This window comes from Acinetobacter yuyunsongii (assembly GCF_041021915.1).
Classification (GTDB): Bacteria; Pseudomonadota; Gammaproteobacteria; order Pseudomonadales; family Moraxellaceae; genus Acinetobacter.
This window is the reverse complement of record NZ_CP157435.1, coordinates 1043582-1066864: the sequence shown is the minus strand read 5'-3', so window position 1 is coordinate 1066864 and position 23283 is coordinate 1043582. Positions and strand designations below refer to the sequence as shown.

Here is a 23283-nt window from a genome sequence, read left to right as displayed (position 1 = left end):
TAGCTAAAACTAGCTAAAACTAGCTAAAACTAGCTCTTCTTTAAATACCATGTCAAACCTTTAGCTTCGACCAAACCATCTCTACGCATTTTTTGCAATAAATTACGTACTCTATGTCTACGCTGGTCTTCATCTAATATTTGCGGTAATTTATCGATTAATAACTTTTCAAAATCAGCTCGTTTCGCCTGCTTAAACTTGCGTAAATATTCCAAAATGAGTCCCTGATAATGCTGATCATCCAAACCACGCATTTCTAAATATTCTGCTTGCTGATCTGTTTGTTCAGCCACATTTGCAGAGATACAATAATTTGGCTTTCTACCTTCAATTAAACCTTTTTTTCTAAGTTCGGCAGCGTCATCATCACTGATTAACTGGTTCTTTTGTACCTGATCCAGCGCAATAATATTGGTGAGGGATAAATCAGGCAACTCAGCAAGTTTACGAGCATAGTCCATACTGAGCACTTTACCTGTAAATTTCACCTGAACCCGATTATTTTCAAAGCTATAATCTGGCATAGGGAAGAACTTTTCTTTTTGCTTTAAGAACATTCTGCGAATACCACTACCAATGGTATCAATCAGATTGAGCTGCATCATGGCATTAACCAAAAATGTATTCCGATATTTTTGCTCAGGTGCATCGTTTAAAATGACATTTTCAATAGAAACAGGTAAAAAGCTGCCATAGTTCTGAAAGGTCAACGTTGAATCTTCTTTTTCCACTACCGTAATCCGCCCACCTAAACGATAGTCTTGGTGTGCAATAGCATTACTCAATGCCTCACGGATAATATAGGGGTCATATTGATCGACTTCTTCAGGGAACAGTGTACCATCGACAATATAACGATATTTTAGATTTCGAATTTTGTGATACAGCTCATCAACTGCAAGTAAAAATGGCGTATAAAAATGTTGATAGTCTTTTTCAACACCATCCACACCTTTTAAAATCCATGTAATTTGTGCCACGGCAGGGTTAATAAAGTGCGCTGATTCGGGTAAACCAAGCAATACAATCGCCGTTTTGGTGATTTTCCCTTGAATAGTCACACGGGCTTTATTTAAAAATGTCGCATCATCCCAATTGGGAACATCTTCAGCCAAGCGTGGATTTTTACGGATAAAAAGCTGTCGGGCTGTAGCAATCGCAATCGGGTCTAAATCTTGTAATGTCGCATCGGGACAGATTTCAGCACTCCAATCGGTTTCCATGCTTTGCCATATTTTCTTGGCTTTATCGGGATAGTCTTTAAGTTTTTTGGTATAACTCCCAATACGGATATAGGCTTCATGTAGAAAGCTCACTGGTGAGCCGCTAGTCGCTGGAATTTCAAATAAAACGAGATGTTTACCCTCAATCTCCAGCTCATGGATTTTAAAGTCAATACGTGGGTTTAAGCGTGTCAGTAACCAAAACTCTAAATCTTCATTGCCTTTAGCTTTTTGTTTTTTAGGGTCAAATGTTGTACCGACAATACTCTGATCATGGTCTTTAATTCCAAAAACTAAGTAGCCATAGCGCTTGTTACATAAACATGCGCCGTTGGATAGGGCAGAAATACGCTCTCCAATTTCTTCGGCACTATGGTAGTTTTCTTTAAACTCTAACCATTCTTGCTCACTGGGTTCTTGGAGCAATTGCAATACAAGATTTTGAAAGTAATCGGTCATCTGTTTCACCTACACAAACATCTGCTGTAACAAGCCTTTTTTCCATTGTTTGGCTTGTTCAATTTGCTGTGCCACCACCTCATTTTTTTGGTCGATACTCGATAAGAAATTGGCAATTTTGGTTTGTTCTGCTAAGCAAGGTAAACGAATTAAGCATAATCCAATTTCACCTAAATTAATTTTCTTGGGAAAAGCTACGTGAATAGTTCTTTCATGTAATTCTTTTTGAAAGAAAATAGACTTAATATATTGATTTACAAAAGAAGAATTATGGTTTTTATCAACTTTAATTAAGGCTAGGCTTACATAGAATGATGCACGTACATCCCAATCAATTAATTTGGATGTCCCAATATCTCCGATCCTGGTTAATAAAATGTCATTTTTCTCTAGTTGAACTCTTTTCAGCTCATCCAAAAATACGTTTTCAGCGATAAATTTTGTTTTAGAAAAGTTGTTTGCTGTTACGTGTTCCACACTATAGAAAGGTACACCGTCTTCAACATAATTAGGGGTTTGATGAGTGCCGTCATAAATTCTTGCAATAGTCTTAAGCGCTTTTTCCTCCCACTCCCCAAACTCACTCCCATCATCCGCTTTAAAACGAATCTGCTGACTAAACAACTTTTGCATCATGCCTTGTTTATATTGGCTGAGTAGCTGTTGTTTTTGAGTCAGTTGGCTAATCTTTTCATCGACTGCGGAAAGGAAAGAGGCGATTTTGGTTTGTTCTTCGATGGTAGTTATTGGCATAACTATTCGATAAAAATCTGAATGATTTAAATCAGGAATAGTTGAAGCACCTGCATACTTTAAAATAAGATGTTGAGTCGTGTCTTTTTTTAGGAACTCAATGAAAAAATTTTTATTAATAATACTTCTATCAAAATCAATTTTAAAAAAATTATTATGAAAAGCGCCTTTTACATCAGTTACAACTTGCCCTGTATTTCCTGTTCGAGTCATCAATATATCTGACTCATCACAAATAACAGCTTTAGGTGGATTCTCAATAAAATATGCTTTTTTAGAACCTTCTTTTAGAAACTCATTTGTTATATAGAAATAACGATTATTACCATCCTCTAAAAATCTATCTTCAATAGCAATTTGCAACCCCTGATTGATTTTACATAAGGCTTTCAATGGTGAAGTCGTCCAATCCCCATCAAACTCTTTAAATCGTAACTTCGGTACAGCCATTACTTCACCTCCGCAAACGGCGAAGCAATCCCAAGCTCGGCACAAAACTCACTAATCACCGCATCGGTTTTGTTACTCTCAACTTCTAGAACCTGCAACGCTTGAGCAATTGCATCAAGATCAATCTCATTCTCAGCTTCAAAGGTATCGACATAACGCGGAATATTCAGGTTAAAGTCATTGTCTTTAACTTCTTTTAAAGTCGCTACATGCGCATACTTTTCAATATTCTGACGGTTTTCAAATGCCCCAATAATATTGTCCAAATGCTCAGGTAATAACTTGTTTTGATTCTTCTGCTTTTCAAACTCATGACTGGCATCAATAAACAAAATATTGTCTTTATGCTCACGGTTTTTCTTCAGCACCAAAATACAGGTCGGAATAGACGTACCATAGAAAATATTGGCAGGTAAACCAATAATGGTATCAATCACATTGAGCTGTTCAATCAGATACTGACGAATCACGCCCTCACTCGAACCACGGAATAAAACACCGTGCGGAAGCACCACCGCCATTGTGCCATTGTCATCCAATTGATGTAGCATGTGCTGAACAAATGCCATATCCGCTTTAGAGCTTGGTGCGAGTTTGCCATAAGCCGCAAAACGCTCATCTTGTAAAAATAACGGATCGGCAGACCATTTTGCCGAAAATGGCGGATTGGCAACCACCGCATCAAAACGCTTGTCCAAATGCTGTGGACGAATCAAGGTATCTTCTTGCTTAATATCGAATTTGGCAAAATGCACATCATGCAAAATCATGTTCATACGTGCCAAGTTGTAGGTAGTACGGTTCATCTCCTGACCATAAATCATATCCACATCTTGTACTTCTCGTTTAACACGCAGCAACAACGAACCTGAACCACAAGTCGGGTCATACACAGAACGTAAACGAGTTTTACCTTGGGTTACGATCTTCGCCAGTAAAGTCGATACCGTTTGAGGCGTATAGAATTCCCCTGCTTTTTTACCCGCTCCAGACGCAAACTCACCAATCAGATATTCATAAGCATCACCCAATACATCCGATTCAGTATTGGAAATATCAAAATCAATATCGTCTAAATGACTGAGAACCTTTGCCACTAGCTCATTACGGTCATTCGCCGTATTTCCTAGCTTGGTCGAGTTTAGATCGAGATCTTCAAATAGATTGGCAAAGTCATCGGCAGAGTCTGAACCCAACGTACTTTGTTCAATGGCTTTCAGCGTGGCAGATAAATCATCAAGAATAAACTGACCTTTACGACCACGTTCTGCAAGCGTGTGGAATAGTTGCTTTGGTGTCAGCGCATAGCCCACTTCATCAATGGCATTCTTTTTAATTACTTCGATATACGGCGTATGTTCAGCGTTGTTTTCATCAAGCTCTAAAAAGCCAATGTCTTCACCATCAAGCAATTCATTGGCAAAGTTCACGGCTTTTTCAGATAAATATTTAAAGAAGATAAACCCAAGAATATAGTCACGAAACTCATCTGCACCCATTTTGCCACGTAATGTATTGGCAATATTCCATAGTTGTTTTTGTAGCTGTTGCAGTTGTACTTGGGTCATTGTTATTGAAGTCCAAAGAAAAGTATAAAACGTGAATAGTTTACCGAAATTTAATTATTTTTCAGCTACATTTGAAAGATAAAAGACATAGTTTGTCGTGCTTATTCTGGTTTTTCTCTTTGAACATCATATCTGATCAATATCCAACCCATTTATAATCTTCCACCATGATTTAGTTGCAATGTGATAGAAAATTAACCATTAAAAAATACTTATTCATAAAATAATTGCTTAGGGACACCACCTGTCCATCAATCATTGCAATATAGCTTCACAAAACAACAAAACAGACTTGTTTAACGTGGAGCAAAATATGAAAGGTACAATTTTAGATTTTTCAATTCAAACCAATACTGGGGTAATTTCAGGCGATGATGCTGTTAGATATCATTTTTTGGGCAGCGAATGGAAAGAATCAGCTTTACCACAACGTGGTATGAAAGTCGATTTTGATACTAATCATTTAAATCAAGCAATTGCTATATATAAAGCTTTAGGAACAAATACATCCTCCACGTTAAGCACCTCTTATTCAGAAAAACCTGAAGAAAATTTTAATCTTTTTGACTGGTTTATGAAGTGCCTAAAAAATTATGCCAATTTTAATGGTCGAGCAAGACCTAAAGAGTTTTGGTTTTTTTATCTAGGCTTCGTTATTTGTAATATTCTTTCAATGGTCATTGATGCAATTCTAGGAACAGAGATTGTATTTTATGCCATCACAACGCTAGCATTAACTATTCCTTTTCTAGCCGTTTCTGCTCGTAGACTCCATGACACAAATCGTTCTGGATGGTGGTATCTGATGAGTTTCACGATTATTGGAATCATTCCTTTAATTATTTGGTGGGCGCAATCAGGAGACAGCCATAATAATCAATACGGTGAACCAACTTTATAACTTTTATGCCTACATAATTTTCCAGTTATGTAGGCTTTTTTAATGGAATCCTATATGAAACCCTTTATTTTTACGCTTATGCTACTCAGTAGTGCAACTCTATTAAATGCATGTGACAATATTAAAAAAGTTCTGCCGCAAGCTGAAAATGAGAAATCTGAACAATCTATTCAACCCCAAGCTGAAGAAAAGATTATTCAAAATAAACCTACTCTTCAAGGCATTGAAACTTTGGTTGACAATAAAATTGCTGAATCGATTAAATTCTTAAATGAAGAATCCCGACGTTCTGCTACAGATGACGATTATTTTAAATATGCATTAAACGCAAAAAATATTATTAAGTCCGATCTTAATCAGGATGGAAAGACTGATTACGTTGTTGAGGCGAGTTTCTGTGAGGAAACAAACTGCCATTCAACAACCATGACCTATGAAGTTTTGATTTTTACTACTGACCAACAAGACCAGATCAATTTTATAACTGATCTCAATTTAGGCTTGGATGCCAAAGTCACCAACATCAGTAAAGATGGCATTGTTACGGTCGAGAACCATGAATATGCAGAAAATGATCCCTCTTGCTGCCCATCAATTGTGAATACTCAATCTTACGCACTGGTTGGCAAGAAACTAGCTTTACTTGCTAATCCATAATTTTAAAAAGAGGAAATGCCAATATTGACATTTTCTCTTTTATTATCTTTTAAATGTCCAGTTACCTAAATTTGTATTAATTTGAATTTCAATGATTTTATCCAAGTTACAGTTATTGATATAGCCTCGATAGGTATGACCAAAGCTTAAAGTGACAGGCATTTTAATTGAATTATCAATTGCACTACACTGTCCCCGATTGAGAATCACTTTTTCAATCACCACTTGATCTGTTGTCGATTGAACATCAATCATACCTAAGCCATATTCAGCCCATGCAGGGTTTAATTGTAAGTCGATTCGCACAGGCGCTTCTTCGGGAATTTGAGGTGTTTCCATTTCCTCTACACTTTCATTCTCATAACGGGTTAAGCCGTCTGCACTATATTGATCATCGGTATCATTAACAGGTCGTGTTTCCTGAATCACTTCAGCTTTTTCAGTGGAATCTACATTGGGCTTATTGTTTGAGGCATCCTGACACCCAGCGACAAGCAACAGACTCCCGATAAGATAGTATAATCTCATTGGATCACCATTTATTTTTAAAAAATTCAGGTTCTTATTCCGAGAAAATGAAATAAGAACTTAGAGAAAGATAAAACTAGGATTACATTTCAGGACGAAGTTTAATGCCCTGAATTTTACTGGTTATTTTTTTATTGGCAGCACATTCCACTGTGGTAAGTAATTTGTCGTTATTGAAAACTTCAACGCCAGCCGTATATTGTTGAGACATTTTGTCCAGACTGTCATTGACCCGATATATGGTTTTTCCATTCGGAATATTAATCGCATAATTTTCATAGCGACCAATGCCCTGCCATTGATAGGTGGTGACTTTATTACGAGGAACTGTAATCGCCAACTCTGGTGTGGCATTTGCCTTACCAAATGAATAGCTGATCGCATTGCCTGCATCACAGACCTGAATCACTCTGTTATTGGTCGTTGTGCAGTTGAATACCGTTTTGCTCTGACTTGGGCAAGCTGCGAATAATGAATGACTACAGGCAGCAACGGCAAGTCCGATGATTAATTTTTTCATTTTAGAGCCCTTTAAGTTTCTTATTGATCGTGGCAATATTTTTGTTCACCAAATGGTTCATCATCACCCAAGCTCAGTGCTGATACTTTTTGGCTTTTTAATTGCTTGGTTGTTATGTCCCCACCCCAAGTATTAAAAATCAGATTGATTGAACCCTCTGGACCACTTCTCACAACATAGTCTGCAATTGCACCCTCACCCCAGCCCTCATGGTAGCAACCGTACTTGAGTTTTTTCTCAATGCTATTGATGCTTTCTTTATTAAGGAAAATCTTAATGCCATCTGTATATAAATAATCAGTAGATACATTTCCGCTTAATGTTGCATTACTTAAGCCATATTGATCAAAACGAGCTGCGATCTTATTGCCATTTTTTAGCTTCCAGATAATCAACCCTGCTGCTTTCTCTGAAGGTTTGCCTAGTCTGCTTGTAACCATTTTTAGTGAATCACCGACTGTAAGCTTCACCCCATTTGCAGAAATAAAGTCATCTGCAAAAACAGATGTAGTTGTAGCAAGTAAACTTGCCAGTAAAATAGATTTTGATAATTTCATTGAATAAACCCCTTGTTGAATTATCATTATGGTAAGGCTTTAGTATTGAGTATAGAGTGGACAGGTTGTGTCCCTGTCCTTATAAAATTTTCTTTTTATCAATTATTTTACGACTGGATAAAATGGTTTTCCCCATGTTTTATCATCTGGATTTTGTAGCATTACTTTAAGCATTTCAGGAATCAACGTAGATAAAATATTACAAGCATCTTTTAGCTGACTACGATTAATAGTACTGTTAAATGTTGCACCGCCATGCATGATCTGATTGCGTAAAGTATAGAGATGATTAAACACTGCAATTAAAATTTCAGGTGTATCCTTTTGCTTTAAAGCCTCAAGTGCTTTTTTTCTATTTTTCTCAAAACTAGCTATCCAATCTTGTTCAGTAATTAAACCATTGTGATAATCCCAAAAAGGCTGAAAGGTAAATTGGTTATTCAGCAAAATACGGATACTGCCTGAAAATGTATTCCAAACTGTATAATAAATTTTTTGTTCTTTATCTAAGTGACAGATACGATAAATAAATTGTACAAATGCCCCCTTATCAGCACTTCTTAAACCAGCTCCCAAATCTTTGGCATAAGCAGCATTAAAACTAATCCATAGATAAATAAATTTTGAGTCTAAGTCCTGCTCTTGCTGAGCTTGTTCAGCTCGTTGTAACCAGCTTAGTGAGCGATGAATCCGTAAACGAAAATCCTCATTAAAATTTTCACGGTTTTGTTTAAAGGTTTGCTGGATATCCGAAAGCATTTTTCTTCCCAATCTAAAAAACTAAATAGGTTGCTTACCCTAAAATAAACAACCTCAATCCACTGAATTAAATGCTTAATTGAATAATACGGTTATTATTGGTTTGCTGGCGATGAACATCATCCAAACTCTGCGCCGTACAGATTTCAATTTCATTTGGTGAAAGTACTTTAGCAAATACCTTATGACCTTGGATATTACCCGATAATCGTAAGTTTTGTTCAAACACACCTTTATCACCACGTTTAACCTGATTTTCAAGTGCTGCACTAGATGAAGTTGTATAGCCCATAACCAACACACCATTGAGGGGCTTACCGAGTTCCGCCCACTCCTGATAAGTCTGTCCACGATGAATTGCCACTTGCAAAGTATCTCGTCTAAATGCACCAATAAAATATTGGAATGGACTATCGGTATTATCCTCCGCAGCATGGTTGACGACTTTTAGTGTTTCCCCAGGGCATAAACGTAACAACCCCAACGCTACCCCTGTTTTAGCGGTTGGTGCATACGCGTTTTTAGGATCAGCATCTAAAGGTAAATGAATTTCAAGATCAGGCAAATCCTCAAAAATCTCTGCTAAATCTGTCAATAACAATTGATGTAAGGCTTTAGATTTCTCATCATCTAAACGCCCAAGTAGCCCTAACACAATTCGTGATCGACTTGAATTTCCAGCTAAAAGAATATGAATCAATTCAGGTAACTTTTGATGCTGTTGTTTAAAGGCAACATTCATGGCAATAAAGAAATCTTTTAAACCCTGACGAATACGATTTTCCAAAAAGGTAATTAATTCTTTTTCTTTAATATTAATAGCACACTGTACAGTTTGACCATCTTTATCAATCAATAAAAATTTTTCTTCTCCCTCTGAATCAAGGCTTTTTCCAGCTTCCCATAATGGTCTTAATTTAGACATCATCAGCGTAGTATTGGTATAGGCAGCCTGTGTTTGTGCAATGAGTAGTTCTGAACCTGCAAAATTTTCTGCATCCAATGGTTTGGTAAATGCAATTTTATTTTTATTACACTCGCTGCTATTCGCTTGAAATACCAAATACGCCAAGTTTTCCAGTAAATTTTCACCACCTAAAAATTGATCACCTGATGAACCAAAATGTTCAATCACATAATCCCATCCCTCATCATGTTCTTCGTCATTTGGATTACGATAGAAACCATAGTCAAAATCGGTTGTACCACCACCGAAGTCAAATACAGCATAAGAAACACCACCATCATCAGGTTCAATTTCCAGACGCTCTAATGCCGCAGCAGCAAATGCAGCAGGTTCAGAAGCCAACTCCTCTACGCTAAAATCATTAAAGCGTTCATCATAAATCAATGATTCAGGCAAACTACGTTGTAGTCCTCGGCGAAATGCTGCCAATATTCGGGCTTTCACCTCATTGGAATATTTAACAGGGAATGTTAAGTAATAATTGAGGAAGATACCTCTTTCTCGCCAGTTAATGGTCATTCCCAAAAACCATGCATAGACTTCGATTGGGTCAAGTTGTGGGTAATCTTTACCGATTTGAATTGGCTGACCTTTGACAGGATTATATTCAGTTAAAGGTTGTAGTTGATATTCATAGTCTTGTTGGTCACGTAAACGAACTTTCGCTGTTTGTTCATTCCGCAATACCCATTGTTTTAAGCGAGCAAAAATACTACTCACTACTTTGGTATTACTATTATTGTTGCGTAGTGCCGCTCTTGCCTCATGTGAACAATGAATATTGTCCCAATTTACCAATGGACGATAACTTTCACTCTGCCATTCTTTCAGAAAGTTTTGTAAATCCAGAAATTCTAAAACAGTCGGGTTTTCATATTGTTGATCAGTAATGGCATCTTTGGCAAAATCTTTTTCCTGCATCCCAATACGCAATAATTCATCTTTACCATTTTTACGAATGGCAACCACCGTACTACTTGTACCAAAATCAATTGCGACATTGGCTTCCCGAATATCCAAAACAGGGTTACGATCACGGCAGAATTGTTTGGATTGAACTTTTGTATATTTACCCTGTAAAGCTTTAGGAACAAAAAATTCCCACATGCCTTGTTCAACATCAGTAAATTTTAGAGAGTCAATTTTTGGTAAGCGTGTGCTGATATAGTCAATACTTTGCCAAACTTGGGCAATACTTAGTTCAGGTTTATAGTTATAGGTCTTTTCTGACAATTGGTTAATAATATTTGCATTTTTATGCAATGTGCTAATTTCTGCCGCAGCATTAACATTATAAGGTTTATAATTCCATTTCCTCTTGTTGAGTGTTTTTAAAATTTCTAGTGTAGATTTTCCTTTGAAGTATAAATTTATCGCTAAAATTAAATATCCACTGGTATTAAGTGTAGAGGGATAATCTCTATCCAACCACATCGCTTGATTTTCGCTTAATTGTATAATTGAACTTCCTAGAAGATAATAACTATTTTGATTTTTTCGCCAATGATTATTATTATCTTCTACAATTGTTTTTACATCACCTTGTGTTGGAAACTTCCAATCTTGTAAACCTAATAAATTTAGTTGTTTCATTTCAGTGGCATTATTTACTGTCTTCTTTTCTTGCCACAATAAACCTGTTTTTCTGTCAAAAATAATACCTGCTTTATCTATCGACCAGTAACGATATTGTTCAAAATACTTTACAGCATCTTCAGTCGCTTGTTTCAACGTTTTCGCATCTTCTACCTTATCATTTTCAAGTGCGATTGCTTCTGCTGTAGCAAGCAGCTTTTGATGTTTTAAAGTTGGTACAAAAGTTTCAAAACTTTGACTCATTTATGTTCCCCGATTTAACTATTTCTCAATTTTGATGTTTGGTTGGGACAGGTTATGTCCCTATGACAATTTAATTTGCTGTAAATTATTACCACCCGTTACTTGTATTTCGTCCAGATCACTTGCTGAACACAATTCAATCTCACTTGGAGCGAGAATACGAGCGAAAACTTTTTGCCCTGCGGTGTTGCCAGCAAAACGGATACGCTGATCAAATAGACCTGTTGCTCCCCGTTTCATTCCTTCATCCGTTAAGGCTTGAGCCAAAGAACTATAAAGTAATAGGAAAATCCCATCTTCACTCACAGCACCAATCTGCTGCCATTGATGGTACGCATCGCCACGTTTTATCATGACTTCAAATACCCCACGTTTTTGACGACCAACATAAAACTGGAATGGACTATTTGCATCATCATTTGTTTTGGCATGGTTAATGACTTTTAAGCCCTCTCCAGGGCAAAGGCGTAATAAACCCAATGCCACGCCTGTTTTTGCAGTAATGACATCATGATGTTTAAGGTCGGCATCTAGTGGATAATGAATTTTAAATTCAGGAATATCCTGACCAAAAATTGTGCCTAGATTTAATAATGTGGTTTGAGTTTGATCTTTTTTATCAATACCCACTAATAATTCTTTCACCAATTTGGAACGACTGGCATTTCCTGCCAGCAAAATATGAATGACTTTAGGTAAAGCTTGATGCTGTGTTGTAAATGCCTGTTTTAGCCCTACAAAGAAATTAACGAAGCCTTGATAGATACGACTCTTTAGATAAGATAACAATTCATCTTGTTTAACCGTAAATTGACAATTTACAACCTCATTTTGTCGGTTGAGCAACTTAATATCCAAAGCTCCTGCAAAACCATCAGCAAATTGACCTTTTTCTAAAAATGGACGTAGTGCTGCCATCAATAAAGACGTATTGGTATACGCCATTTGACTATCATCAATGAGTTGTTCATGACCTATAAATTTTTCGGCATCTAGTGGCTTTGTAAAACTTACTTTTTGTTTACGGCAAATTTCCTGATTATATTTAAAGACGATATAAGCAAGATTTTCCAGTAAGTTTTCACCGCCTAAAAATTTGTCACCCGATGCACCAAAGTGTTCAATTACATGATCGTATAAGTCTTCTTCCTGCTCATTCGGTTCTCGATAAATACCATAATCAAAATCGGTTGTACCTCCACCAAAGTCAAATACAGCATAAGCAACGCCTTGTTCAGTCGGTTCAATATTGAGTTTTTCCAAAGCTGCGGCTGCATAGGCAGCAGGTTCAGAAGCCCATTCCCGAACACTAAACTGGTTAAACTGTTCATCCGCAATTAAAGATTCTGGCAAGCTCCGCATTAAACCACGGCGAAAAGAAGCCAGAATTTTATCTTTTACTTCGGATGGATATGCGACTGGAAACGTCATGTAATAATCAAGGAATATGCCACGTCCTCGCCAATTGATATTCATACCCAAAAACCAAGCATAGAGTTCAATTGGATCAAGTTCAGGGTAGTTTTGATTGATTTGAATCGCTTGACCTTTAACAGGGTGATATTCCGTTAATGGTTGAACTGTATATTCTGTGCCTTGTTGGTCAGTAATCACAACTTTGGTGTGTTGAGCATCACGCAATGCCCATTGTTTTAAACGTGGGAATATACTTGAAATAACCTTGCTATCTGCTTCCTTATTATTATTTAAGCTGGCTTTGGCTTCATGCGAACAATGTACATGATCCCAATTGACCAAAGGACGATAGGCTTCACTTTGCCATGAGGTTTGAAATTCATTAAGGTTTAAAAACTCTAAAATCGTTGGGTTTTCAAATTGCTCTGCACTAATCGCTTTATTTAAGTCTTTTTCCTGTATGCCAATACGCAATAATTCATCTCGTCCATTTTGACGAATGGCAACAACCGTACTACTTGTACCAAAGTCAATTGCAACGGGTGCATGTTGAATATCTAAAGCTGGATTTCGACCACGTACAGAGGTCTCAGACTGAACTTTATTAAATTGATTTTGTTGTGATTGTGGAGCGTAAAATTCCCATAATCCCTTATGACTATCAGTAAAAACTGGAGCATCTATGACAGGTAAGCGAACAGAAAAATAATCAATATTTTTCCATGATTCAATAATATTTTGCTCTCTATCACTTTCTCTTGCAATGAAATCTCTATATATATTCAAATTTCTTAGAAAATCCTGATAATCATTATCTGCAAAACCAATACTATCAGCAGGGAAAAAAAACCATTTTTTAACAAGTAAATAGTCTATTATCTCTATATTAGATTTGTTCTGAAAAAAATCACTTACTGCATAAATATAAACACCATTAACATACCCTTTATCAAGCTCAACACTACCATCATTAAAATAACTAACTTTACCATCTATTGTAAAATAACAATAAGTATTAATGATATTGTAAAAATTTTCTAACCGATATATTTCCTCCATTTTTTTTATTGTCGGAATTTTCCAATTTTTAATATTAAGAGTATCTCTAAGATTATTCTTATCTGTTTTATGAAAATCAGTTAATTCTTGATAGTCAAATCTCTCATTCCAAGCCAATTTCGTATAAATATCCAACTCAAAAGTTTCGTAATCACTCGGATATTCTGACTCATCAGTAAAAAGACTACTATCATAATTTTCAACAGACCAAATACGTACTGTTTTTAAAAAATCTATCAATATTTTTTTTACATCATATACTGCAATTTTTTTTAATACTTTTTGCTTGGCTTTAGGTAAATAAACATCATATGTTTTAGCAGACTGACTCATAACTTCCCTGTTCTTAGGCTATTTCTATTCATCATTATTTCCCCTTATTTCTTTATGATTAAGGGGAGTTTATTCATTTCTAAAATTAACGTGTAGTTACTATGGCAGCTCTTACATTTTCGCCTGCGGCATTATATAAACCTGCAAGTAAGACTTGCTCAACACTTCCGCCACTACCTGATACTTTTTGATGAATATCATAATCATAACTTTCACCAGTTTCAGGATTTTTCAAAGTTGCCTGATTACTTTGTAGAGTCAGATTAAATAAAGCTAGACTATGCTCAAGAATTTGCTGTTCTGTTGCAGAAATAGCTTGTTGAGTATTTTTTACCTGTGTTGCTATAGCATCCCAAACCCGTAACACGTTATTCCATTGAGATGCAATCGCAATGAGTTGCAGGACATTATCATCACCGTTTGGCAATAAAATACTAGTAAGCTCTGGATGTGACTGTACTTGTTTTAAAAAAGTAAATTCAGATTCAAGTGATTTTGCCCAGTTAAATGAGCCAATCTTCTGATTTAAATGTTGGATTTCATTATTTAAATGTTCATTATTTTGTGTAAGTTTTTGCTGTTGTTGATTTAAATCACCAATCTGTTGTTGTAAATGACTAACATCTTGTTCTTTTCGCTTAAATAAATCCAAAAGCCCCATTTTTTCTTTTTCCAATTCCTTATTGATATGATTAAGCTGATTTAATTGCTGACGTAAAACATCATTATCGTGTTCCATTACATGGATACGTTGTTCAAGCTCTGTCGATTTTGAGTTTGATAATAAATGATTTTCCGATTTTGTATCATGTCGTATAGGAGAAGTATCATTTGGGGCAATTGTTTTATCGCCAATTTTGCGTAATAAGCCACCCAATTTTTCTTTAAACACGTTGTCGTCCTCAGTTAATTGCTCTACACGTTCAAGAAATTGAATCATCTCTTTTTTGGTTGGCATGTTGTCATCTTTTGCCATAATCAATCCAACGCCCCGACTAAAGATTTAAATTCCTGATGAACTTGTAACGCATTATGGTTATGTACCAATTCTCGGCATAAATCCAAAATTTTATCCTGACTTTCTTCTGACAGTGCTAAAAATTGACGTTTCTTTTGCTGCACAGTGCTTAGGCTTGGTGAATGGTAAGGTGATGGTACAGATGGCGTATTGAGTACCCCAACAATCATTGCCAACTCATCAGGACGTACCACATTCCAGAAATCTTTAAAAATGACAGGTAGAAAAACCAAAAGGCTTTCTAAGTCAGGCTGCTGCAATTTTTGCAATTGTGCTCTTGCATCAAAAATATGTTGTTGTAACTGCTGCTTATCATTTTCAAGTTTATTCACTTGTTGAGCCAAAGCTTGCTCTGCATCAGAACGCATTAATGCAAGCTGCTCTTCAATCTGATTTTTTTCCTGACGCAAAGCAACTAAAGCCTGCTGTTGATGCTCAATACTGTTTTCATGCCAAACCAATGGCAAGATATGATCTTGCACCCATGGGTGATCTACTGTTTGAGTATCAAAAAATACCTGTTCGATATTCAATATCTGTAAAGCATATTGATAAATACTGTCCCAGTTGAGTATTTGCCATGTCTTACAGTGATATTCCTGTAAGTTTTTCACAGCATCAATAAATAGCTTATCTTGCCCCTGTTGATAAAGTAGACTCACTTTTACTTTTTCTAAGCCATCTTTCAAATTCAGGTTAGCAGAAATATCGCTTAATACATCTTTTAAGCTACTCGCCTTATCCTTGTGTAGATATTGCTGACTTCCTTTAATTTGAATTAACTGCCAAGGTTCTGATTGCATACTTTGGTATGCGACCAGATGATCTTTAAATGCCAAAATACATAAGTAATGTTGTAGGTCATCGTTAATAGTGGCTTTTTGTTTACTCATGGGTATAGTCCCTAAATTGAGTATTGTCATTCAGTTCTTTTAAAATATTTGCAGTTGATTTATCTGGATTGATACTTTTTTCAGCTTCAATCAATTTATCTTCCACAGCATTACGTTCATTTGATGAAAGCTTTCCATCAAAAAACTGGACAACATCAGATATATTTTCAACTTTATCAAGGAAACTAGCTAAACGATCTCCTGTGAAATAATCTGGTGACTCAACAGTTTTAGATAATAAGTCTCCTGTACCAACCCCAAATTTTTCTTCAAAACCCCAATACTGTACGCCAATACCTGCTGCCATTTTATCGAGGTCACTTGTTTCAGCAGATTTTTTAGGATCTAATTCAAAACTTTTAATCGCAGCCAGATATTCTTTATAAGTTGCATAGTTCTCAGGACTAATTCCATGATCCTGTGCCTGTATCGCACGATCACCAATCTCTTCTGTGGTTTCATTAGGCTCTAACATTCCTAAAATTTTACTAATCACATCTATCGCTGTAATAGCTTTTGCTAATGCACCAGAGATAGGTAAAGCAAGTGCTAATGCTGTAATAAATGAGCCTGAAGAACTATTTAATACATTGGAAATCCCGCTTAACACACTAGAACATGCACTACTGACCGCAGAACAGACACTACTAAATGCGGAACTAACCGCAGAACAGGCATCACTGAACCAACCCATTTTATTTCTCCTGAAAATGTTGTTTTACGTCATCAAGACTATCTATTTCATTTAAATCATCTTGGATTTGACTGAGTTGAAGACTACTATTTTTAGAACTGACCGATTGTTTAACTAATTTCGGATCAAGTTCAAAATTATTGATTTCCGCAGCATATTTTTTATATGTGGCATTGTCTTCAGGTGTTTCCGATTGACTTGAAGATGAACCAGATCCTATCAAACTACTAAACCAACCCATGATTTTTATTTCTCCTTAAATTGATTTAATGTTATTGCACATCTCAGCAATATCTAACCAAATATTTGCATTAGCCTTAATATTTTCTTCACCTAAAATCCGCTGGAGCGTATTTTCTGCATCTAAAGATTCTAATAAATTTAACTGGACTAAATCCCACAATATTGCAAATAATTCCACAGCCTTTAATTTCACTGTTTGGGCGTTACGTGTATAAATACGTTCAGGTGAGATCGGTGCAATATCTTCAAATAATATCAATACTGTCGGTTTTACAGGTACAAATGGGTATTTTTCTGCCAATACTTGCATTGCTTCAAAGGTACGAGCTTTCCAATCTAAATCGTCAGCTTTCATCCCCATACGAATCAATAAATTTAACATTCTAGTTGCGTCCACTAGATATTGATTAAAGACTTCTACCCCAATCTCATTCCAATCATAATGCTTGGATAAACGTGGATAGAGTTTTGCTTGTTGAGTAAATATTCGTTGTTGTCCAAGTTGTTTAATGATATCCACGTCTATTTCAGGTGCATTGGTATCATTTGGTGTATGTACTTGCACTCTGACTGCTTCATGCCAACCCGCACTATAAACAATCGCTTCACCTGCGGTCAGCAAGGTTAAAAACTCTTTTTGCTCATCGTCTAAACCAATCGTATCACCAATCGCATGACGGTCATCAGCAGCAAATAGTCGATGGATAATTTTGGTATTAGTATTTTTTAAGACTTCTGGTGTCAATTTATTCGGAATTTGATCAGCAATAATCAAACCTTCACCATATTTACGGACTTCGGCTAAAAGGTTAGCGAATAATTCTACACCCAAACGTTTAGAACTATCTTCCCCACCTTGTGGTTTAGATAACAAACGGTGTGCTTCTTCCAATAAAGTGAGATGTTGAAAACTATGGTCTTTTTTATGACGTTGTTTAACTGCTTCAGCCACACGCCCAATCAGCAAGCCCATCATTAAACATTTATCTTGTTCATCTCGTAAATCCTCTAACTCAATCACAACTTTTTTATCAAGCATCTCATTGATGTCAATTGAATTGCGAGTATTCAGCATCCGACCTTTTGCACCTGTAGTCAGATTATCTAAGCGAGAAATTAATGAACCTTCATATTTTTGCTGTAAATCAGCTCCAAAATTTTTAGATTTAATTACTTCTTTTAAGGTCAATAATACTTCGGAAAAAATAGGAAAACTTTGTCCACCACAATTCCAAGGATCAGGATAAATATAGTTTTCATCATAATGAATATCCCAGCCTTTTTGCTCATAACTACGAACAATTGCATCTTCAATTAAATACGGCATTGAAGCTTCCATTGGAAATACTGCGGCAAATGTTGCTTTAAGCATGTCAATATGACCTGATAAAGGCTCATTCGGTAATAATTCAAATGGATTAAAACGAAATGGTGAAACTTTTTCATTACCCAAAGTATAATATTCAATTTCAGGATGATGCTTCGATAGGCTACGATATTCAGTTTTAGCAGGCTCAATAACCAAAAAAGGCAAACCTGAGTTAATCAAAATCTGTTGGCAAGTGGTGGTTTTACCTGCTCCTGTAACCCCTGAAATAAAAATATGCTGATTAAGTAATTTTTTATCTAAACGCACCACATTATCTTTTAATTTACGTCCATGCTGTACCACAACACCCAAATCAAAACCATCTTTTGGATTTACTGGATTTACTGCAAAATCAACATTTTTGCGTAATTTAATGCCTGCTACTTCACGACTTGGTAAACCTGCCAATAAGGAAAGCTCATTAGCATTAAGCCATGTTGCTGCGGAAAATGCCTGTTTAGCCTGTGGAATACTGTGAATCAATGCCAGTTGATTACTCATATTTGACTGCGGCAAACGCTGTACTAAAAATAGATTATGAACTTGTTTTTTTTGTAAAGAAAAATCCGTTACTTTAAGTGGCGAAAAATGCGATTGATTGCCCTGAAAAACGGATACCATCGCACGAGATAAACGATTATAAACGACAGGTGTTGGTGCAGCCAAATAGACTGCGGTACGGAACATACCTTTACTACGCCCTAAATCAAAACGCTCAATCAATTTGTCATTGATATGGCTTTGTACACGTTCAATTTTTTTATTGATGTATTCAAACGTATCCGATTTTGATGAACCAATACTTGTACCAGTACTTGTAGAGCTATTATCAGAATCAGTTTTAGAAATAGATTTACCTGTATTTTTCCCTACAGTTTGGGATTCATTGGTACTTGTTCCATCTGCAATCGTCTTAGATGAATTTTTCCCCCAGTTGGTTGTATCACTACTACTAGAATAACTACTATTCTCTCCTTTAGTTCTACTTCCTCCAGCATTATCGCCTTTTGAATGGCTAACAGTTCTACTATCTCCAGTACCATCCGTTTTAGAGAAACTCGTTCCTGTATTCTTGGTTAAACCATAGCTACTACTCCGCCCTGTGGTCTTTGAAGTTGTTGTACTGTCATTTTCACCTGACTGCTGTGAACGCTTGATATGTGGATGTAAATCAGATGAAAGCTGTAACAATTCATCAATTTGCTGGTTAATTTCAAACTCCTGTGCAGGCTCAGCCACTAATAAAAGCTGCCAGACCTCACCTGACAAACCACGAGCAAGACGGTCTATTCCCTGTGTAATGTTCTGTCCAGTCTGTGATTGCTGGTCGATACTGCGAGAGGGTACGCCATGCAACAACCCAAAATGTATCGATTCCTGTAATGGTTGAATGATTTTTACAGATAAATCTTCGCTGCTAACTTTTTCCAATTGCACACCCGTCAGATTACCCTCTAACTGACTGGTTAGCAGTTCGCTATATTCATGTACACCCGATTTTTGAACCTTATTTACCACCCCTAGATAAAGTTCAATCCCTTCCGATGTACCCGAAATATAGTATACCCAACAATAATCAGGATGATCCAAACAGGCGATAACATTTTCAAGGTCTTGTCTTAATGTTGCTTCCTCTTCAGCAGAAAGCTCAGTAATACGGAAAAAACGAGCATTACCATTATTAAGCTCAAATTTTTCATTCCATTGATGTTTATTCAAACTTAAAACTGGAGTATTACTCCATCCTTGTGTCTGAGATAATTCACCAATAAAAGCCCCAACATCATCTTTTAAATCAATTTTTAAATTTTGCTTATTTAATACATTCATCGTTTATTTCCCATTTTAAAATCTTGTTAATTTATAAACATCATCTTACATTGAGCTGATTTTCCCATCACATGGCTATACTCTATTAAATATCCAGATATTTCTTTAATCCCCATTCCATCTCATCCTGCAAGCCCTCTGGATTCACAATTTTTAGATGAGGAATCCAGTATCGGACTAAAGGTAAAATCTGGGTATGATGCGTAATTCGACTAGACAGTAATAAGCCACCATCATCCAGTTTTTTAATGACTTGCTGTTCAGGCAAAAGTGGTCTTTGCTGAAAATGCAAAGCGACATCAGCATGAACCGTTAAGATAATTTCCTGCTTCTCCTGACCAAACCAGATACTTTCTTCATCCTCTAGTTGAGTCAAAATTGTTGAATCAGGTTTAAAGCTTAAAAGTTCATGAGGGTGTGGCGATAATTCAATCCGACTTAAACGATAGGCACGCAATACACCTTTACGCACTGCTGCCAAATACCAACAGCCATGATGATGAACTAATTTATAAGGTTCAACGACACGAGGTTCACCTTTATAAAGGAAACCTATTTGTTGATGTTTACGAATGGCTTCACCAAATACTTCAAATAAGGTTTTAAACTGTGCAGCATCTTCAACGAAATAACCTTTGGCATCATAAACACGACTATCCAAAAGCTCCCGAATAAAGGAAACATCAAGATTTGGATATAAATGACGAATCCCAGATATACGAGCAAAAGACTGAATATCTTTTAGTTTTAACTTACCTAAGTAGGTCGAGTCTAAATAAAAATATTTGCCCTCTCTTTGAATAGGCAAATTACAGCTTTCCAACCGTACTAAATCACGTCGAATGGTTTTTGGGTGGGCATCATAGCTTTCTGCAAGCATATTGATGGTTAATTTTTCCCCTGAGTTTAGCCTTGTAAGAATATCAATCAAACGATTGGCTAAAGTCTCATTTTTATTTTGTGTATCCTTTTGCATAACAACCTGTATTTTTTATTTCTGACGTTACAGCAATTATTCATTTCCAAGGGACAGGTTGTGTCCATTTAACGATACTTATTTGATCAAAATATATTTTCCTATTTTGTTCAAAAATCAAATATATCATAAATATACGTGATGACAAGAAGTATCAATACTGATGAAATGCTTGCCTTACAGGGCTGGCTTAAAAGCCAGCATAAGTCACAAAATCTTACTATGCAAAGTCTTGCTGATCGTATGGCACGACCAAACTCGTTTATTGTAAAAGTAGAGCAAGGCAAACGTCGTTTAGATGTAGTCGAATATATTTGGTACTGTATTGCTCTAAACATCGATCCCCGAGTAGGAATAGAAGTGGTACTTGACCATGTAAACTATCCTAGCCCAAAGCAAGACCTTTCTTAACATCTCAGGCGTTTTTAATAAAAGCCAAAACGTGCGATAAAGTATAATAGAAATCAATAAATCGAGTACGTCAAACTATGACCTACTCATAACTTTATTCTCTTAATTTTGCATAAGAAAATGATTACACTCGGCAAAAAGCTGTTTGAGCCCCTTATGAGTCAGTCATCATCAAAAATTATCATCCGACAATGGAAAATCATTCAATTTCTGTTAAATCAAGGGTATGTCACCACTACAGAAATTGAAGAATACCTTTATCAACAGGGTATTGAAACTGCACAACGCACCATCCAGCGTGATCTAAATTTACTGGAAAAGATATTTCCTCTGGAATGTCGTCGTGACTGTATGCCTCATAACTGGCGTTGGAAGAAAACAGAAACCACAATCAAAGGTTTAAGTCTTTCTCAAGCGGTTATTTTACATCTGGTCAATAAAGAGCTTCGAGATGTCTTACCACAACATATCTTAACTGAACTCAATCCCCTATTTGAAAAAGCAAAACTCATCACTGCCAATAAAACCATGCAGAACCCAGAAAAAAGTATTCTGGATATTTTCAATTCAGATGATCATTTGGGTGCAATGCGTCCTTCAATTGTCGGGCAACTGATTAACCATATTGGTGATTCAGTAAATGAAATTTATCGGGATGTTTTAAACCTTGATGAAAAAGAAGCTCAACCTGTATTGGAACAACTTGCTATCATTTTAGAAACCAATGAGTTGCCTGAGTTAGCTCAGGCACTCAAACAGCAAAAATAATCTTTGTTAGCCCTAATTAAAATTGGATCAACACCATGCCAAACAATGAAGTAGACTTAAATGAAAACCTTGCCATTTATACCCATACCAAGATTAATCTTGATTTCTTTAATCCAACAGTAGAGCATCTGCGCCCTTTAAACATGGTGCAAAAGCCACTATCTGCTTTAGCCTACTCTCAGACTAATAAATTTGCCGTTATCATTGTAGATGATTTGGCAGAATTAACCGCAATTCCGATTGGCTGTGAACATAGCATCGTGATTACAGCCAAAAATAATCTAACACCTTTACCTGAGCATTTATCTAATACCATTATTTATCAGCAAGCATCCAATGAAAACCATCAGCAGGCATTGGAAAAGGTTTTTAATGCATTGATTAAAACCTATTTCTCACCAGAATTATTTCTCGAACCAGCAGATCTTTACCAGTCGGATGCTTTTGAAAAAGGACAACGCTATATCAATATTCATTCGTTACAAGAACAGCAGTTAATGAATGAAAATGTGAAACCTTTATTTAGCCCGATTGGGAAAGACGGTACGGTGATACTCAATTTCAATCTGCACCAATCTTCATTCTCACTTGATAAGATTCAGGATTTAACTGAGATCATTATTGAACAGTTAGGGGAAAAGTTTGATGGGGAAATTTTTTATAGCTGTAATGCCACATCCAAGCCAGAGCAATCAGATTTGATTTATCTAAGTTATTTGTCAGCTTAAATACTCTATGAACTTCCTCAACCCAATCTATTTAAGACAAAAAAATAAGGGGATCATTTTCCCCTTACTCTTCTCGCTGAGCGATTTTTAACTCCAGCCAATCGTTGATTTCCTGTGACAACCAACCAATCCGATTTTTTGTCAAATGAAGAGGTTTCGGAAAACTTGGGTCGTAGTAATCAGATTTGGGATTAATGAGAGCGTAGATGGTTGAACGACTTAAAGCCGTAATTCCAATCACAGCAGTGATATTAAGAACCTGATATTGATATTCAATAGTTGACATGATGTTATTACTCCCAGTTTGTGATCGAGAAGTGTTTCTCTCAATACAAACCCGAGTTCTGTATTTTTCTGCCAATAG

21 protein-coding genes are annotated in these 23283 nt (G+C 36.2%); 5 read left to right on the top strand and 16 right to left on the bottom strand.

Going from position 1 to position 23283, the window contains the following annotated elements; genetic code table 11:
• Nucleotides 1–29 precede the first annotated feature (29 nt).
• Genes ABLB98_RS05095 through ABLB98_RS05085 form a run of 3 tightly spaced genes read right to left on the bottom strand, consistent with a single transcriptional unit; the run spans nucleotide 30 to nucleotide 4453 of the window.
• Nucleotides 30–1682 (bottom strand): RNA-binding domain-containing protein, encoded by a 1653-nt coding sequence (locus ABLB98_RS05095; protein ID WP_348883220.1) that lies wholly within the window; start codon nucleotides 1680–1682, stop codon nucleotides 30–32.
• 9 nt (nucleotides 1683–1691) lie between these two features.
• Nucleotides 1692–2885 carry a restriction endonuclease subunit S gene (locus ABLB98_RS05090; RefSeq protein ID WP_348883219.1) on the bottom strand — a complete coding sequence of 398 codons (1194 nt, stop codon included), beginning with the start codon at nucleotides 2883–2885 and terminating at the stop codon, nucleotides 1692–1694.
• Nucleotides 2885–4453: a type I restriction-modification system subunit M gene (locus ABLB98_RS05085; protein ID WP_348883218.1), complete on the bottom strand. Its 1569-nt coding sequence runs from the start codon at nucleotides 4451–4453 to the stop codon at nucleotides 2885–2887. The genes ABLB98_RS05090 and ABLB98_RS05085 overlap by 1 nt, the downstream gene beginning before the upstream one ends.
• 313 nt (nucleotides 4454–4766) lie before the next feature.
• Between ABLB98_RS05085 and ABLB98_RS05080 the strand changes: the two genes are divergently transcribed.
• Together ABLB98_RS05080 and ABLB98_RS05075 are read left to right on the top strand one after the other, a co-directional pair.
• On the top strand, nucleotides 4767–5354 hold the full coding sequence (locus ABLB98_RS05080) for a DUF805 domain-containing protein (protein WP_348883216.1): 588 nt from the start codon (nucleotides 4767–4769) through the stop codon (nucleotides 5352–5354).
• 54 nt (nucleotides 5355–5408) lie between these two features.
• On the top strand, nucleotides 5409–6011 hold the full coding sequence (locus tag ABLB98_RS05075; RefSeq protein WP_348883215.1) for a hypothetical protein: 603 nt from the start codon (nucleotides 5409–5411) through the stop codon (nucleotides 6009–6011).
• Between the two features lie 42 nt (nucleotides 6012–6053).
• On the opposite strand, the gene ABLB98_RS05070 is transcribed toward ABLB98_RS05075, so the two are convergent.
• From ABLB98_RS05070 to ABLB98_RS05015, 12 genes are all read right to left on the bottom strand, one after another.
• Complete coding sequence (locus ABLB98_RS05070; protein ID WP_348883214.1) at nucleotides 6054–6539, bottom strand: hypothetical protein; 486 nt, start codon at nucleotides 6537–6539, stop codon at nucleotides 6054–6056.
• 82 nt (nucleotides 6540–6621) lie between these two features.
• Nucleotides 6622–7059, bottom strand: coding sequence for a hypothetical protein (locus ABLB98_RS05065; RefSeq protein ID WP_348883213.1), 438 nt, complete (start codon nucleotides 7057–7059; stop codon nucleotides 6622–6624).
• A 20-nt stretch (nucleotides 7060–7079) separates the two neighbouring features.
• Entirely contained in the window at nucleotides 7080–7616 is a 537-nt protein-coding gene (locus tag ABLB98_RS05060; protein WP_087545259.1) for a hypothetical protein, read from the bottom strand.
• Nucleotides 7617–7718: 102 nt separating this feature from the next.
• On the bottom strand, nucleotides 7719–8375 hold the full coding sequence (locus ABLB98_RS05055) for a hypothetical protein (protein ID WP_348883212.1): 657 nt from the start codon (nucleotides 8373–8375) through the stop codon (nucleotides 7719–7721).
• A 67-nt stretch (nucleotides 8376–8442) separates the two neighbouring features.
• On the bottom strand, nucleotides 8443–11181 hold the full coding sequence (locus ABLB98_RS05050) for a hypothetical protein (RefSeq protein ID WP_348883210.1): 2739 nt from the start codon (nucleotides 11179–11181) through the stop codon (nucleotides 8443–8445).
• A 60-nt stretch (nucleotides 11182–11241) separates the two neighbouring features.
• The gene (locus ABLB98_RS05045) at nucleotides 11242–13989 is read right to left on the bottom strand and encodes a hypothetical protein (protein ID WP_348883209.1); all 2748 of its coding nucleotides are present in this window, start codon (nucleotides 13987–13989) and stop codon (nucleotides 11242–11244) included.
• Between the two features lie 85 nt (nucleotides 13990–14074).
• The gene (locus ABLB98_RS05040) at nucleotides 14075–14965 is read right to left on the bottom strand and encodes a hypothetical protein (RefSeq protein ID WP_348883208.1); all 891 of its coding nucleotides are present in this window, start codon (nucleotides 14963–14965) and stop codon (nucleotides 14075–14077) included.
• Nucleotides 14966–14967: 2 nt separating this feature from the next.
• Nucleotides 14968–15900 carry a hypothetical protein gene (locus ABLB98_RS05035; protein ID WP_348883207.1) on the bottom strand — a complete coding sequence of 311 codons (933 nt, stop codon included), beginning with the start codon at nucleotides 15898–15900 and terminating at the stop codon, nucleotides 14968–14970.
• Entirely contained in the window at nucleotides 15893–16594 is a 702-nt protein-coding gene (locus ABLB98_RS05030) for a hypothetical protein (RefSeq protein ID WP_151730859.1), read from the bottom strand. The genes ABLB98_RS05035 and ABLB98_RS05030 overlap by 8 nt, the downstream gene beginning before the upstream one ends.
• 1 nt (nucleotide 16595) lies before the next feature.
• A complete protein-coding gene (locus tag ABLB98_RS05025) occupies nucleotides 16596–16835 on the bottom strand; it encodes a hypothetical protein (RefSeq protein WP_348883206.1) in 240 nt (79 codons plus the stop codon).
• 15 nt (nucleotides 16836–16850) lie between these two features.
• The gene (locus ABLB98_RS05020) at nucleotides 16851–20036 is read right to left on the bottom strand and encodes a hypothetical protein (RefSeq protein WP_348883205.1); all 3186 of its coding nucleotides are present in this window, start codon (nucleotides 20034–20036) and stop codon (nucleotides 16851–16853) included.
• Nucleotides 20037–20121: 85 nt separating this feature from the next.
• On the bottom strand, nucleotides 20122–21012 hold the full coding sequence (locus tag ABLB98_RS05015) for a YafY family protein (RefSeq protein ID WP_178883339.1): 891 nt from the start codon (nucleotides 21010–21012) through the stop codon (nucleotides 20122–20124).
• A 141-nt stretch (nucleotides 21013–21153) separates the two neighbouring features.
• On the opposite strand from ABLB98_RS05015, the gene ABLB98_RS05010 reads away from it, so the two are divergent.
• The 3 genes from ABLB98_RS05010 to ABLB98_RS05000 all read left to right on the top strand — a co-directional run bounded on the left by ABLB98_RS05010 (nucleotide 21154) and on the right by ABLB98_RS05000 (nucleotide 22919).
• On the top strand, nucleotides 21154–21423 hold the full coding sequence (locus ABLB98_RS05010) for a transcriptional regulator (protein ID WP_348883204.1): 270 nt from the start codon (nucleotides 21154–21156) through the stop codon (nucleotides 21421–21423).
• Between the two features lie 156 nt (nucleotides 21424–21579).
• A complete protein-coding gene (locus tag ABLB98_RS05005) occupies nucleotides 21580–22191 on the top strand; it encodes a DeoR family transcriptional regulator (RefSeq protein ID WP_348883203.1) in 612 nt (203 codons plus the stop codon).
• 35 nt (nucleotides 22192–22226) lie between these two features.
• Nucleotides 22227–22919, top strand: coding sequence for a hypothetical protein (locus ABLB98_RS05000; RefSeq protein WP_348883202.1), 693 nt, complete (start codon nucleotides 22227–22229; stop codon nucleotides 22917–22919).
• A gap of 64 nt (nucleotides 22920–22983) precedes the next feature.
• On the opposite strand, the gene ABLB98_RS04995 is transcribed toward ABLB98_RS05000, so the two are convergent.
• A complete protein-coding gene (locus ABLB98_RS04995; protein ID WP_019384633.1) occupies nucleotides 22984–23205 on the bottom strand; it encodes an AlpA family transcriptional regulator in 222 nt (73 codons plus the stop codon).
• Between the last annotated feature and the right edge of the window lie 78 nt (nucleotides 23206–23283).

Excerpts from the sequence above, each read along its gene's own strand:
- ABLB98_RS05095 (WP_348883220.1), bottom strand. The coding sequence starts at position 1,682 with ATGACCGATTACTTTCAAAATCTTGTATTGCAATTGCTCCAAGAACCC.
- ABLB98_RS05090 (WP_348883219.1), bottom strand. The coding sequence starts at position 2,885 with ATGGCTGTACCGAAGTTACGATTTAAAGAGTTTGATGGGGATTGGACG.
- ABLB98_RS05085 (WP_348883218.1), bottom strand. The coding sequence starts at position 4,453 with ATGACCCAAGTACAACTGCAACAGCTACAAAAACAACTATGGAATATT.
- ABLB98_RS05080 (WP_348883216.1), top strand. The coding sequence starts at position 4,767 with ATGAAAGGTACAATTTTAGATTTTTCAATTCAAACCAATACTGGGGTA.
- ABLB98_RS05075 (WP_348883215.1), top strand. The coding sequence starts at position 5,409 with ATGAAACCCTTTATTTTTACGCTTATGCTACTCAGTAGTGCAACTCTA.
- ABLB98_RS05070 (WP_348883214.1), bottom strand. The coding sequence starts at position 6,539 with ATGAGATTATACTATCTTATCGGGAGTCTGTTGCTTGTCGCTGGGTGT.
- ABLB98_RS05065 (WP_348883213.1), bottom strand. The coding sequence starts at position 7,059 with ATGAAAAAATTAATCATCGGACTTGCCGTTGCTGCCTGTAGTCATTCA.
- ABLB98_RS05060 (WP_087545259.1), bottom strand. The coding sequence starts at position 7,616 with ATGAAATTATCAAAATCTATTTTACTGGCAAGTTTACTTGCTACAACT.
- ABLB98_RS05055 (WP_348883212.1), bottom strand. The coding sequence starts at position 8,375 with ATGCTTTCGGATATCCAGCAAACCTTTAAACAAAACCGTGAAAATTTT.
- ABLB98_RS05050 (WP_348883210.1), bottom strand. The coding sequence starts at position 11,181 with ATGAGTCAAAGTTTTGAAACTTTTGTACCAACTTTAAAACATCAAAAG.
- ABLB98_RS05045 (WP_348883209.1), bottom strand. The coding sequence starts at position 13,989 with ATGAGTCAGTCTGCTAAAACATATGATGTTTATTTACCTAAAGCCAAG.
- ABLB98_RS05040 (WP_348883208.1), bottom strand. The coding sequence starts at position 14,965 with ATGGCAAAAGATGACAACATGCCAACCAAAAAAGAGATGATTCAATTT.
- ABLB98_RS05035 (WP_348883207.1), bottom strand. The coding sequence starts at position 15,900 with ATGAGTAAACAAAAAGCCACTATTAACGATGACCTACAACATTACTTA.
- ABLB98_RS05030 (WP_151730859.1), bottom strand. The coding sequence starts at position 16,594 with ATGGGTTGGTTCAGTGATGCCTGTTCTGCGGTTAGTTCCGCATTTAGT.
- ABLB98_RS05025 (WP_348883206.1), bottom strand. The coding sequence starts at position 16,835 with ATGGGTTGGTTTAGTAGTTTGATAGGATCTGGTTCATCTTCAAGTCAA.
- ABLB98_RS05020 (WP_348883205.1), bottom strand. The coding sequence starts at position 20,036 with ATGAATGTATTAAATAAGCAAAATTTAAAAATTGATTTAAAAGATGAT.
- ABLB98_RS05015 (WP_178883339.1), bottom strand. The coding sequence starts at position 21,012 with ATGCAAAAGGATACACAAAATAAAAATGAGACTTTAGCCAATCGTTTG.
- ABLB98_RS05010 (WP_348883204.1), top strand. The coding sequence starts at position 21,154 with ATGACAAGAAGTATCAATACTGATGAAATGCTTGCCTTACAGGGCTGG.
- ABLB98_RS05005 (WP_348883203.1), top strand. The coding sequence starts at position 21,580 with ATGAGTCAGTCATCATCAAAAATTATCATCCGACAATGGAAAATCATT.
- ABLB98_RS05000 (WP_348883202.1), top strand. The coding sequence starts at position 22,227 with ATGCCAAACAATGAAGTAGACTTAAATGAAAACCTTGCCATTTATACC.
- ABLB98_RS04995 (WP_019384633.1), bottom strand. The coding sequence starts at position 23,205 with ATGTCAACTATTGAATATCAATATCAGGTTCTTAATATCACTGCTGTG.